The sequence below is a fragment of the Pirellulales bacterium genome, assembly GCA_019636345.1.
Taxonomy (GTDB): Bacteria; Planctomycetota; Planctomycetia; order Pirellulales; family Lacipirellulaceae.
On sequence record JAHBXQ010000010.1, the window covers coordinates 113763 to 126326 of the forward strand.

Sequence of the window (12564 nt, forward strand, 5' to 3'; positions counted from 1 at the left end):
CATGCCCGTTCAAACGACTTGCGCCCTGGCGGCGCTGCTGGTGGCGTCGTTCGCTCGCCTCGCCTGCGCGGAGGAGACCTTGCTGTTCGTCGGCGCCTACACCCGCGGAACCGACAGCCGCGGCATCACTACGCTGCTGTTTGACGACGAGACTGGCGCCCTGGCCCCCGGGCCGGTGACGACGGGAGTCGAGAACCCGTCGTTCCTGGCGCTCGACCCTGCCGGCGCGACCCTGTACAGCTCCGACGAGGTCAACGAGTACGAGGGCAAACCGTCCGGGGCAGTGACGGCGTTTCGCATCGATCGCGACGCCGGGACGTTGGAACTTGTGAGCCGCCAGCCCGCGGGGGGGACGAGCCCCTGCCATCTTGCGGTCGATGGCGGCGGCAAGAACGTGTTGGTGGTCGGCTACGGCAGCGGCACGGTCGGCGTGCTGCCGACCGGCCCCCGCGGAGCGCTCAAGCCGCTGGCGACATTGCTCACGCACGAGGGTTCGAGCGTCGACCCCGCGCGGCAGACCTCGCCCCATCCGCATCAAATCGTGCTCTCGCCCGACGAACGATTCGCCTTCGTCCCCGATCTGGGGCTCGACCGGATCGTGCAGTACCGCTTTGACGCCGCCGCCGGGACCCTCGAACCGAACGATCCCCCGTTCGCAGCGACCGCTCCCGGCGCCGGCCCGCGACACATCGCGTTTCACCCCGACGGCCGGCGTGCGTACTCGATCAACGAGTTGGATCTGACCGTCGACCAGTTCGACTACGATCCCCGGCGCGGCGTGTTGAGCGATCGCCGCACGGTCGACGCGATGCCGACGAGCGCGGATCGCGCGGGCGTCTCCGGCGCCGAAATCGCCGTCCATCCCGGGGGAGAGACGCTGTACGCCTCGCTCCGCGGTCGCGACGAGATCGTCGTCTTCCGCCTCGAACCCGCGACGGGCGAGCCAAAGTTCTTGGAACGCGTCTCTACTGGCGGCAAGACGCCGCGCCATTTCACGTTCTCGCCCGGCGGCCAGTGGCTGCTGGCCGCCAACCAAAACAGCGGCACGATCACGGTCTTCCGCATCGCCGCCGACGGCCGGTTGCAGGCGACTGACAAGCAGGCGAACGTGCCGGCGCCAGTTTGTTTGCTGTTTGCAGAGCCCTGAACTCGGTGCGAAGACGGCATGATCGTCGAGCGGTCGCGCCTTCGCATCTTGTCGCGAACTCGATTCTCGTGAAGCCCCGGATGACGCCGGCGGAGCCTCCGCCGCTTCGCCCCCGTTCAGAACGTGTAGATCGCCCGCAGGCCCGCGATCGGCAGGCTCTCTTCGTCGACGAATTCCGCTCCGCAGCCAAGCTGCATCATGACGTGGTCCGTGACTTCCCAATGAAGTTGCGGCATGACCAGCAGCGAGCCGGCCCCGTCGACGAACGTCGCTCGGTTCGTCTCGATCCCCACGGTCACTTCCTGGCACAAGTGATAGAAGATCGACAGGTTGAAGAGCCCCGCGGCGTTCTCGTCCGGTTCGTTTCGGCCCATGAACGTGCGAAAGCCCGCCATCGCCAGCGCGCTCCAGCGCTCGTCGAACTGGATGCCGGCCAAATAAAGAAGCGTCAGCTCGGAGACTCCCGGGTCGAGCACCTGCTCGAAGATCATCTGGCACCCGTGGACGTACGCGTTGTCCAGGCTCGTGCCGAAGGTGTACTGGGCGGCCGCTTTGTAGGCCTCGACTTGGGAATCCTCGCACGGCAACTCGAACTCCACAGCGAAGTCGTCAAACAGGGCGTACTCGATCTCCGGCGCCCAAGCCGTCCCCGCGCGGCGCTCGAACGCAGCCGGGTCGCCGCTCGCGGGGCCGCGCAACCGTCGCAACGGAAACAAGGCCAGCGTGTTGACTTCCAACTCCCCCCGCCGAGCGCCCAGCGAGCGGACGAGGTCGAACACCATCGGCTCGGGAATGCGAGGAACGTCGTTCTCGGAGTGGGGATCCTCGGCGCCGAACGGCTCGGCGGCGTCCGATCCTTGCCAGAACAGGATCGATTGGCTGACAGCCCGTTCGACGCCCGGCGGCGCCATGGCAGCCAGGGCGGTCAGCAGCAGAAGTCGGAGCAGCGACATCGTCCGGCTCGGAGATAGACCCGCGTGATTGCAGCCCCTTGCCGCGTCCGATCTGGTCCCGGCCGAGGGGGTCGGAACCGTAGCGGAACGGGCCGGAGCGGGTCAAGTCGAAGTGGCGCCGCTGCTTCGCCGCGGGCGAGGACGCCGCGGCTCGCTGCGAAGTTCTGACTGGCGTCAATCTACTACCCGCAACCGAATGGCCGCTACTCCCGCACGTAGCGCCGTGCCGCTTGCCGTGCCTCGGGGTCTCCCGCGAGGTAGAGGGCCGTCTCGGCGACGGTGCTCGCCCAAGTTTTTCGCTGCTTGACCCACAACACCTTGCTGGCGCCGGAGGCGGTGCATGCGACCCGTAGCGAATCGCCGCGCCACTTCTCAGAGACGACCAGCCGGACGGTGAATTCGTGCATCCCCTCGAGCGTCGTCTGCGGCGAGGGGCGCAGTTTGAACGCCACGCCATGGGCCTCGTCGATCGTCCCCGCGGCGACCGCGACCAGTTTGGGCGGAATGCGGCACTGCTTCTCGGTGACGATCTCGCGATTGGTCATCCCCGTGGTCGCCGAAGGAGTGACGTTTGCGATCGCCCCGCCGATGGGAGTGGGCAATTGCCCCCCCAGCGACAGCCCGAGCGTCTGGCCTTGCTCGACTGTCTTCACGTACTCGATGTCCTGCGAGAAGCTGCTCTCGAGCTTCGTCTGCGGCGAGAAGTCGATCACCCGCATGCGGCGATCGGGGTCAGTCAGTTCGACGCGCAGTTCTTCGACCCGCGCCGCGTCGCCGGCCAGCAGGTGCACGCTCAACTGCAGCGTCGCCTCGATGACCTTCTCGCCGGGGTAGAGTTGCGGAAAGTCCTCGGCCGGCAGTTCGCGGCACTCGACGGTGCGGGCGAAGTCGAAGACGACCGACGGGTCGCCGGCGCCGGCGGCGACGGGAATCGCGGCGACCAGGGCGGCGGCGACCGGCAGCAGCGACGCCGCCCGAGCAAGGACGAAGGGCCCGACGATTGAGGCGGTCATGGCGGGTTGGACTCCGAGAGGCCGCGTCGGTCCGCCTCTCTGGGACCGACTCGGACCAGCCAACCCGCTCTTCCTGCCGCGGGGGTCGTGTGGTCGTATTGTCTGGAACTGGGTACGCACAATCCGCAGCGCGGGTTCGCGGGGAATCGGCATTCGCCGCCCGACTCTCGCTAGCACGGGTCGCTGAGCGACGTCCGCGGTTCTGTAAACCGCGTCACGACCCGCACGTTGCCGCTGCTGGTTCGCCCTCGGCGGGGCCAGTAGGATAAGGGTCGAGCGTCGCGGAGTCGTCTCGCACAAGGCCCGCCGCCACGCCTGGGAACCCGCTCGCCTGCCTTCCACCGGGAGTCGCCGCACCATGACCTCGCCGAACGATCGCCGTCCCGCTTCCCCCGACCGCCGTGAATTTCTGGGCCGCTCGGCCGCGACCGCGCTGGCCGTCGGCGCCGCGGGCCTCGCCGCCACGACGCCCCGTCGTGCCGCCGCCGCCGCGCCGGGCGCCGCCTACGCGCTCCCCAAACTGCCGTACGGCTACGACGCGCTCGAGCCGTTCATCGACGCCGAGACCATGACGATCCACCACACGAAGCACCATCAGGCGTACATCGACAAGCTGCTCGCCGCGCTCGCCGGGCACGACGATCTGCTCGCTCAATCGCCGACCGAGCTCGTGACGAACTTAGCGAGCGTCCCCGAGTCGATTCGCACCGCCGTGCAGAACCACGGCGGCGGGCACGTGAACCACACGTTCTTCTGGACGATCATGGGACCCGGCCAGGGAGGCGCCCCGACCGGCGCTCTGGCCGCCGCGATCGACGCCAAGTTCGGCGGGTTCGACAAGTTCAAGGAGCAGTTCGCGGCGGCGGCCGGAAGCCGATTCGGCAGCGGCTGGGCTTGGCTGGTCAAAGGTCCCCAGGGGCTCGAAATCACCACCACCGCCAACCAGGACAGTCCGCTGTCGCTCGGCCAGACGCCCGTCATCGGGCTCGACGTGTGGGAGCACGCCTACTACCTGAAGTACCGCAACCTGCGGCCCGACTACGTCACGGCGTGGTGGAACGTCGTCAATTGGGAGCAGGCGGCGGCGAATTTCGCCGCGGCGTAGCGTGCCGCGCTCAGTGAAACCGTCGCTGCAAGCCGATCATCGCAAACCGAGTGTGCGGACGCGCGCTCGGTTTGCGTCGTTATCCGCACAGCTCTAGCGGCCGCAGGCGACAGTTTTCCGCCCGCAGCACGGCACGCAACTTGCTCTTCCCTGTCACGGACAGTCCCGCTTTCACGGGGCCGCTGGCCCGGGTCCGTTGTTTCAGGAGAAGGGTTCGATGAGCGCGATTCAAGCCTACCGCGCCAACTGCTGTTGCACCTATCGCTGGCTTGCGCGGGCCAGCGCCGCCATCCTCGCAGTGACGTGGCTGCTTGCCGTGTTATGGGAGGGGATTCCCGACCACGGCGTCAATCTGCCGCTCGCGGTGCAGACGGGGATCATCGCCGTCGTGTTCGGCGGGTACGCCCTCGGCTTGCGGTACGAACTGGCCGGAGCGATCGTCTCGCTGGTCGGCGTGCTCGGATTCTTCGCGGCCAACAAACTGCTCCTGGGCGCCTTCCCCACGCTCGGCTTTGCCTGGTTCGCCCTGCCGGCCGTCCTGCTGATCGTGTCATGGGAGCTGCAGAACAAAGAGCGTCGCGAGACCGCCCCCAGCGACCCCGCCTGACGCTTTGCTCCGAGCCGGATCGCGCGGCGATCCGGCTCGAGGCGGAAGTTGCGACTTACTCCTCAAGCCGCTTCAGTTCCACTTTGCGGAACTCGACGGGGTGGCTTTCCGACTGCAGCGAGATCGTCCCCTGGGCGAGCATCTTCTTCGCCCCCTTCTCAAGCAGCGCTCGGGCGTCGGCGTCGCGATCGTCGAGTTGCGGCTCGGAATACTCGATGACCGTCTTGCCGTTGATCTTGTGGCGCAGAAGTCGGTTGCCGCGCACCTCGATTTCAACGGTCACCCACTCGCCGTTGAGATAGGTGTCGCTCGTGCTCAGGGTGCAGTGCTCGGTGTGGAGCTTCCCCTGATAGACGACGTTCGTCCCCGGCGTGCACAGGTTGCCGGTGGGGCGCGGGTTGACGCCGTCGCCGGCCAGCAGTTGCACCTCAAGCGACACCGGAAAATCTTGATCCTTGCGCATCGTCTCGGGCCGCTGGCCGTGGATCATCAGTCCGCTGTTGCGCACCGCCCACGCGGGTCCGCCGGGGGCCTGCTCGCCGACCATTCGGTACTCGACCCGCAGGACGTAGTGCGAAAACTCGTCCTTGTAGAACAGATGCCCGAATCGCCCGCGGAACTCGCCTTCATACTTGTCGCAGGCGCCGACGAGCACGCCGTTCTCGACGCGAAACGTCTCGGCATGGTTGTCGCCAGCCTCGTACCCCTTGATCTTGGGGATCCACCCGTCAAGGTCCTTGCCGTTGAAGAGCTGAATCCATTCGCCGTCAGTTTTTGATTCCTCCGCGGCGACGCCGACCCGCGCGATCCAAAGAGTCGGACAAAGGGCCAGCAGCGTCGCGATGATTCTCAGTCGTGTCGTCATGATGAACTGCGCCTATCGTGTTTGCTGAGGTGAATAGGAGTCCCGCCAGACGGGGCGAAACGATTACGGACGGCCCTTGATGCGCCTTGTCACGGCCATTTTCATGCGAGTCCTTGGCGGTCGTTCGGCCTGGACATGGACTTCCGGCGGTCACGTCGCATCCCCCGCGAGGGCGCCGGTGCTGAACGCCGCCTGGAAATTGTAACCGCCGATCGGCCCGTCGAGGTCGAGGATTTCCCCGGCAAAAAACAGCCCTGGGCAGAGCTTGCTCGCCATGGTCCGCGAGTCGACTTCGCGGAGATCGACTCCGCCGGCGGTCACTTCTGCCTTCTTGAATCCCTGCGTCCCTGTGATCGGCACGGCCGTGCTCTTGATTGCCGCGACCAGCGCGGCCCGGTCGGCCTTGCTAAGCTCGGCGAGCCGACGTTCGCCGGAGACGCCGGCGTGCGACGCGAGCGACTCGGCCAGGCGCCGCGGCAGCAAGTCGGCCAGCCAGCTCGTCGCGGTCCGCTTGCCCGAGTCCTGAGCGGCCGCGGCCAGCGCGGCGGCGAGCGATTCGGCCGTCGCGTCGGGGGCGAAATCGCACGACGCCGACCACCCCCCCGCGTGCGGCTGCGCCGTCACGATCCCGCTGGCGTTCATCGGCGCCGGCCCCGACAGGCCAAAGTGGGTGAACAACAGCGCCCCGCGAACGCCCTGCGCCCCGCGCTCGGTTTGCCTTCTGCCTCGCGACCGCGGCGCTGGCGGCAAATCGCTCGCCGACCGCATCGTGACGACCGCGTCGGCAATCGCCACGCCTTGCAACTCCGCGACCCAAGCCGCCGGGGACAACAGCGGCACGAGCGCCGGCCGCGGGGGGACGATCCGATGGCCGAAGGCCTTCGCCCAGGCGTAACCGTCGCCCGTCGTGCCGCACCCGGGGTACGACTGCCCGCCGACCGTCAGGACGACCCGCTCGGCCGCGATCTCGCCCGCGGGGGTCGTCGCCACGAAGTCGTCGCCGCGCCGCTCGACGTTCGTCACGGGCGTTTTCAGCCGCAACTCGGCCCCGCTCGCGGCGAGTATCGCGAGCAACGCCCGCTGCACGTCGACCGCGCTGTCGCTCGCCGGGAACACCTTGCCGCCGGGCTCGACCTTGGTCGCCACTCCCGCGGCGCGAAACATGGCGACGACCCCCTCGGGATCAAGCCGAGCGAGGGCCGAGCGGAGAAACGACCCTTGCTCGCGCCCGAACGCCGCGGCGATCCCGGCCGCATCGGTCGCCTGGGTGAGATTGCAGCGGGTCCCCCCCGACATGAGCACTTTCACGCCCGCCTTGGCGTTTTTCTCGACGAGCAGCACGGAGCGTCCCCGCGCTGCCGCGCGCGACGCCGCCACCAATCCGGCCGCGCCGGCGCCGATGACAAGGACCTCGAACCGCTCCATCCCCCCAAGTTAGCAGTCGCCGCGAGGCGGCGATATCCGCCTGGACCGAAGCGCCCGCCGAACGAAAACTCGCGCCGAGGCGCGAAACGTTTTTGGTCGAGCAGATTGGCGGACTCACAAGACCGGACTGCGTTCTTCGTTCGCGCGGCGGCCCAGGTTGCCGTAGCGATGGTACACGTGCGCCAGGGATTGCTCCTGACAGTACCAGAGCAGCTCGAGCCGGCCCATGGCGAGGACCGGCTCGTCGGCGACGTGGACGAACCCCTCGGCCGCGGCGCGGCGGATCGTCTCGGGGACGCGGTCAGGCGCCGCGTAGCGCAGCCGACCGACCGGGCTGGCGACGAACGGCCCCCCCTCCTCGCCGCCGGCCTGTTCCAGAAGAGCGACGAGCTCGTCGTCGCTCTCCTCGACGAACTCGATCGCCCCCGCCCACAGGTCGGTCGCCGCGTCGAGCACCGCGACTGCGGGGTGATCGAGCCCCGGGGGGCTGCTGACCACCGCGCGGCAGCCGGCCGCCCGCGCCGCCGTGGCGCGGGCCAGCACGTCCCAAGTCGTATCCTCGGGCGCCACGCGAATCCACAGATTCGGCACGGGCAGGTAGCGGCGCACGTTGTCCTCGCCCACGAGTCGAACGTGATCGTGCGCCGCGTCGAATTCGGTTTGCGCCGCGTCCAGGCAGCTCGTCGCGGCGCGGCGCAAGTCCGTCAATTCCTCTTCCGACACGCGCCCTTGCAGCGCCGTGCAGAACGAATCCAAATGCTCGCGCCGTACGGCAAGCGTCTCGTGCGGCAGCACCAGCGACCCCGCCGCCATGCCTTCGGTCTCGACCGCGCTGAGGCCCGCTCCGCTGCAACCTTCACCCTCGGTCGCCGCCTCGAACTCCATCAGCGTCGCCACGTAGTTCGGCCCCCCGGCCTTGATCCCGGGACCAAACGCGCTTTTGCCCATCCCGCCGAACGGCTGCCGCAGCACGATGGCGCCGGTCGTGGGGCGATTGACGTACAGGTTCCCCGCGCGGACCGACTCCTGCCACAACTGCTGCTCGCGATCGTCGAGCGTCTCGATGTCCGAGGTGAGTCCGTACCCCGTGGCGTTGACCAGATCGATCGCGTCGTGCAAGTTGCGAGCCGGCAGCACCCCCAACAGCGGGCCGAAGAACTCGGTCGCGTGCGTGAATCCGTGCGGGGCGACGCCCCACTTGACCCCCGGGCCCACCAGGCACGGGTTGCCGTCGACGTGCAGTCGCGGCATCACCGCCCACGACTCGCCCGGTTCGAGTTCCTTGAGCCCGCGCTCCAACTCGCCCGCGGGGGGGCGAATGAGCGGGCCGACCTTCGTGGCCAGCTCCCACGCCGAGCCGACGCGCAGGCTCTCGACCGCGTCGCACAACGCCGCGCGGAAGCCGGCGTCGTGGTAGACCTCTTCCTCCAAGACCAACAGCGACGTCGCCGAGCATTTCTGCCCGCTGTGGCTCAGCGCACTGTGCAACACGTTCTTGATCGCCAGATCGCGATCGGCCAGAGCGGTGACAATCGTGGCGTTCTTGCCCCCCGTTTCGGCCAGCAGCCGCATTCGCGGCGCGGCGGCCAGCATCGCCAGCGCGGTCGCGGTCCCGCCGGTCAGCACCACGGCGTCGACCGCCGGGTGGGCCGCCAGCCGCTGCCCCGCGCCGCTGCCGCGACAGGGGGCGAACTGCAGCGCCGTACGCGGCACGCCGGCGTCCCAGAAGCACGCGCACAGTTTGTACGCCGTCAGCGCCGTATCGGTCGCCGGTTTGAGGATCGCCGTGTTCCCCGCCGCCAGCGCCGCGGCGACGCCGCCGCAGGGGATCGCCAGCGGAAAGTTCCACGGCGAGACGACCGCGACGACCCCCTTGCCGCGGGCCGCGAGCCCCGGCGTCGCGAACCACTCCTCCGCGCTGCGGGCGTAGAACCGGCAGAAGTCGATCGCTTCGGAAACCTCGGGATCGCCCTCGGCGAGCAGCTTTCCCCCCTCGGCAAGCATGACGCCCAACAGCTCGCCGCGCCGCGCGGCGATCGTGTCGGCGACGCGATCGAGAACCGCGGTTCGCTCGCGCGGAGTCATCCGCCGCCAGCCGCTCGGGTCGTCGACCGCGCAGCCGACGGCCCGGTCGACGTCCTCCTCGCTCGCCAGGCGGCAGCGGGCGACGACCGTCCCGGGACGCGACGGGTCGAGCGAGTCGACCGTCGACCGACCCTCGGCGAGCGACTCGCCCGCAATCGCCGCGGGCACGTCCGCCGCCGCGGCGCCGCACTGGTCGCGCCACGCGGCGAGGATCGAATCGGCCCACTCGCCGTTCTGCGGCAGCGCCCAATCGGTGTCGGGCGCGTTGCCAAGGCGACGCCAATCGCGGCAGGCGGCGTCGGTCGCGACGCTCGCCCCGGCAAGCGCCTCCCGACGCCGATCCTGCACCCGCCGCGGCGCCTCGCTCGTCGTCTCCATCCGCGCAAAGCTCGCCACGAACCCCGCCTCGAGCGCACGCCACACGTCGCTGCCGGCTTGCAGGCTGAACGCGTGCCGCAGAAAGTTCTGCTCGCCCGTGTTCTCGTCGAGCCGCCGCACGAGGTACCCGATCGCACTGGTGAACTCCTCCTGCCGGCACGCCGGGGCGTACAGCAGCAGGTCGATCGCCAACTCGTGCAGGGCCCGCCGCTGATGGTTCGCCATGCCTTCGAGCATCTCGAACTGCACCCGGTCGAACTGCCCGAACTCGTGGGCGAGCGTCAATCCGTAGGCCAACGAGAACAGGTTGTGCGACGCGATCCCCAGCCGCGCTGCCTCGATGTTCTCCCCCCGCAGGCCGTAGGCGAGCATGCGGTGATAGTTGGCGTCGGTGTCGAGCTTGTCGGCGTACGTGGCCAAGGGCCAGCCGCGGACCGAGGCCTCGACCCGTTCCATCTCCATGTTGGCGCCCTTCACAAGCCGAATCGTGATCGGCCCCCCGCCGCGCCGCACGCGCTGCCGGGCCCACTCGGTGAGTCGCCGCTGCGTGGCGAACGAATCGGGAACGTACGCCTGCAGCGCGATCCCGGCCTGGGCCTGTTCGAGCCCCGGACGATCGAGCGTCGTCATGAACGCCTCGGCCGTGATCTCCTTGTCGCGGTACTCTTCCATGTCGAGATAGACGAACTTCGGCGTTCGCGTCCCGTCGGCCCGCGTGAAGCGGTGCTTCGCCGCGGCGCGGAACAGCAGTTCCAACCGATCGCACAGCACCTCGACCGTGTGCCGCCGGGCCAAGGGCGAGATCTGCGAGTAGATCGTCGAGATCTTCACCGAGATCACCTCGATCTCCGGCCGGGCGAGCGCCTGCAGATACGCCTGCAGCCGCCGCTGGGCGTCGCGCTCTCCCAAGAGCGCCTCGCCCAGGAAGTTGACGTTCATCCGCACCCCCTCGCGCCGCCGCTCGCGCAGGTGCTCGGCCAGCAACTCCTCCTCGGCCGGCAACACCACGTTGGCCGTCTCGTGCTGCATCTTCTCCTTCACCAGCGGCATCGCGACGCCGGGCAAGTACCCGCCGAACGACTGAAACCCGCGCAGCAGCGTGCGCTCGACGGCGCTGAAGAACCGGGGAACCCCCTGCACGTCGAGGATGTGAATGAGCTGGTCGGCCGCCCGCCCGGGGATTCTCGCCCGGAACGCCTGGTCGGTCATCTGCACCAGCGTCGCCCGATCGGCTGGGGCGGCAATCATCCGATCGAGCTCGGCCTGTTGGCGACGTTCAGCCGAGGTCTGCAGCTCTCGGGCGCGCTCCTGCAGCCGCGCCGCCAGAGAGACGGCTTGCTGCACGTCGCGCGGCCAGGACGAATCGGGGTCGGGCCGAAAGCCCGCGAGCAACTCGCCGACCCGCGCGCGAAGGGCCGACGAAGCGGAGGGGGAGGGACGGGAGGGCGAAGCGGAGGCGGGAGAGGTCATGCCGGAATTGTAACGACTTGCCGCGGGGGACAAAGCGCGCAAGGGGCGTGAGGGCCAAGCGGCTGTCGGCGCACGGCGACATGAGCCGACCGGCGGCTCGCCGCGGGCGAACTGCCGCCCAGGCTTCATGCTTTGACGCAGCCCAAACTGCTCGAGCTGACAAAGCATGTGATCGAACGTCATCGGCGGCTAGCGCCCGCCGCTCATCACCTTTGGAACACAGCTTGGCCGGCTGCTGAAAAAAAGGGGGCTGGCTCGCGGACCAAGATCAAGAACCTCCTGAACGTTGCGCTCGATGCGCGTGGCTTGTCCCCTTGTTCAACTCTCGTCTCTTGCAGCAACCTGCCGGGGGAGCGGAGAACGTGTCGTCATTTTGCCGGCGAGCAAAATGACGACACTCTCTCGTGCAAAACCCCGGGCTGCGGGGCGGGGGAGGCTGTGCCGAACTTGTTGGGAGCCAACGTCTTGCGCGCCGGGACGCCGATCGCGGGGCGACTGGTTTTGCTAGCAAAACTCGCAGCGGGCGAGCAAAACTCGCGACCAGCCGCGGACGCGCCCGCGCGCGATTGCGTCGCAAGCGCGGGCGAAGCACGCGGCTGGCAGCATCTGTTCTACGCGATGCGATGGCCCATTTTCCACTTGAATCCCGTGGGAAATTGAGCGGACGATCCCGGCTTTGTCGCGCCCCTACCATGGGTAGCACCGGTTGTTCGCAAGGGAGTGCGCAAGCAAGAAGCATCTCTCCCGCCGCCGCCGCCAACTGGAGCGCCGCGCCCAAATCAATGCCTCCCGCGCGCAGGCAGCCCCGGCCTCTGGCCGGGGGTTGCGCACCAAAGGCGCAACGCTCGTGCCAACGGACATCGACCCCCCGGCAGAGCCGGGGGCTGATGTTGCCATTGGCAACGTTGCGTGCGGCGCGGCTGACTTGCGTGCCGCTGACCTCCACCCCGCAGCGTTCCGCGGTGATTGCGGCGAGAGCGTCGCTCAAATCTCCTGCTCGATCAGCACCGGCGCCCGGTCGTGCTTCGTCATCGTCTGGTAATAGTGGCTGGCCTGCTGGGTGAGCATGTAGACGCGAGGCCGTTGCCGCTCGTCGCGGACGACGATTCCCTCGATCCCCTGCTCGATATGAAACCAGACCCCCTTCTCCAGCCCGAAGTTGGCCGGAATGACGACTTTCTCGGGCTCCAGCCAGCGCCACTTGCCGGCCTCCAAGCTTTCGCGCTGACACCAGCCGGTGCGGTAGAGACGCGAGTCCTTGTCGCCGCGGTTGCCCCATTCGTAGACGACGATCCGCCCCTCGTGCAGCACCGGCAGTTGCGGACGGGGGTCGGTGTAGAGGAAGTGAATCTCTTCGGCGGTCGACCCCTCGAGCGCCGGCGGCGCGGCGTCGAAGAGATCGGTCTGGACGGCTCGCGGCTGCCGGACGCGCAACCGGTCGGCGAGTTCGTACTCCTCGATCAACTGCTGATTGAGCCGCGCCTTGAGCACCGAAATCCCTTTGCACATGGGTCGC

At 68.5% G+C, this 12564-nt stretch carries 9 protein-coding genes; 3 read left to right on the forward strand and 6 right to left on the reverse strand.

Going from position 1 to position 12564, the window contains the following annotated elements; genetic code table 11:
• Position 1 precedes the first annotated feature (1 nt).
• Positions 2-1147: a lactonase family protein gene (locus KF688_18435; protein MBX3427664.1), complete on the forward strand. Its 1146-nt coding sequence runs from the start codon at positions 2-4 to the stop codon at positions 1145-1147.
• 116 nt (positions 1148-1263) lie between these two features.
• Here KF688_18435 and KF688_18440 read toward each other — a convergent pair whose 3' ends face one another.
• Together KF688_18440 and KF688_18445 are read right to left on the reverse strand one after the other, a co-directional pair.
• A complete protein-coding gene (locus KF688_18440; protein ID MBX3427665.1) occupies positions 1264-2100 on the reverse strand; it encodes a hypothetical protein in 837 nt (278 codons plus the stop codon).
• 203 nt (positions 2101-2303) lie between these two features.
• Positions 2304-3113: a hypothetical protein gene (locus tag KF688_18445; GenBank protein ID MBX3427666.1), complete on the reverse strand. Its 810-nt coding sequence runs from the start codon at positions 3111-3113 to the stop codon at positions 2304-2306.
• A gap of 358 nt (positions 3114-3471) precedes the next feature.
• Here KF688_18445 and KF688_18450 point away from each other — a divergent pair, with 358 nt between their 5' ends.
• Complete coding sequence (locus KF688_18450; GenBank protein ID MBX3427667.1) at positions 3472-4218, forward strand: superoxide dismutase; 747 nt, start codon at positions 3472-3474, stop codon at positions 4216-4218.
• Positions 4219-4435: 217 nt separating this feature from the next.
• On the forward strand, positions 4436-4825 hold the full coding sequence (locus KF688_18455) for a hypothetical protein (protein MBX3427668.1): 390 nt from the start codon (positions 4436-4438) through the stop codon (positions 4823-4825).
• Between the two features lie 55 nt (positions 4826-4880).
• Here KF688_18455 and KF688_18460 read toward each other — a convergent pair whose 3' ends face one another.
• The 4 genes from KF688_18460 to KF688_18475 form a co-directional block, all read right to left on the reverse strand.
• Entirely contained in the window at positions 4881-5690 is an 810-nt protein-coding gene (locus KF688_18460; protein ID MBX3427669.1) for a DUF1080 domain-containing protein, read from the reverse strand.
• Between the two features lie 150 nt (positions 5691-5840).
• Entirely contained in the window at positions 5841-7115 is a 1275-nt protein-coding gene (locus tag KF688_18465; protein MBX3427670.1) for an aminoacetone oxidase family FAD-binding enzyme, read from the reverse strand.
• Between the two features lie 114 nt (positions 7116-7229).
• A complete protein-coding gene (locus KF688_18470; protein MBX3427671.1) occupies positions 7230-11048 on the reverse strand; it encodes a proline dehydrogenase family protein in 3819 nt (1272 codons plus the stop codon).
• A 984-nt stretch (positions 11049-12032) separates the two neighbouring features.
• Positions 12033-12557: a hypothetical protein gene (locus KF688_18475; GenBank protein ID MBX3427672.1), complete on the reverse strand. Its 525-nt coding sequence runs from the start codon at positions 12555-12557 to the stop codon at positions 12033-12035.
• Positions 12558-12564 lie beyond the last annotated feature (7 nt).

Excerpts from the sequence above, each read along its gene's own strand:
- KF688_18435 (MBX3427664.1), top strand. The coding sequence starts at position 2 with ATGCCCGTTCAAACGACTTGCGCCCTGGCGGCGCTGCTGGTGGCGTCG.
- KF688_18445 (MBX3427666.1), bottom strand. The coding sequence starts at position 3,113 with ATGACCGCCTCAATCGTCGGGCCCTTCGTCCTTGCTCGGGCGGCGTCG.
- KF688_18455 (MBX3427668.1), top strand. The coding sequence starts at position 4,436 with ATGAGCGCGATTCAAGCCTACCGCGCCAACTGCTGTTGCACCTATCGC.
- KF688_18470 (MBX3427671.1), bottom strand. The coding sequence starts at position 11,048 with ATGACCTCTCCCGCCTCCGCTTCGCCCTCCCGTCCCTCCCCCTCCGCT.
- KF688_18450 (MBX3427667.1), top strand. The coding sequence starts at position 3,472 with ATGACCTCGCCGAACGATCGCCGTCCCGCTTCCCCCGACCGCCGTGAA.
- KF688_18465 (MBX3427670.1), bottom strand. The coding sequence starts at position 7,115 with ATGGAGCGGTTCGAGGTCCTTGTCATCGGCGCCGGCGCGGCCGGATTG.
- KF688_18475 (MBX3427672.1), bottom strand. The coding sequence starts at position 12,557 with ATGTGCAAAGGGATTTCGGTGCTCAAGGCGCGGCTCAATCAGCAGTTG.
- KF688_18460 (MBX3427669.1), bottom strand. The coding sequence starts at position 5,690 with ATGACGACACGACTGAGAATCATCGCGACGCTGCTGGCCCTTTGTCCG.
- KF688_18440 (MBX3427665.1), bottom strand. The coding sequence starts at position 2,100 with ATGTCGCTGCTCCGACTTCTGCTGCTGACCGCCCTGGCTGCCATGGCG.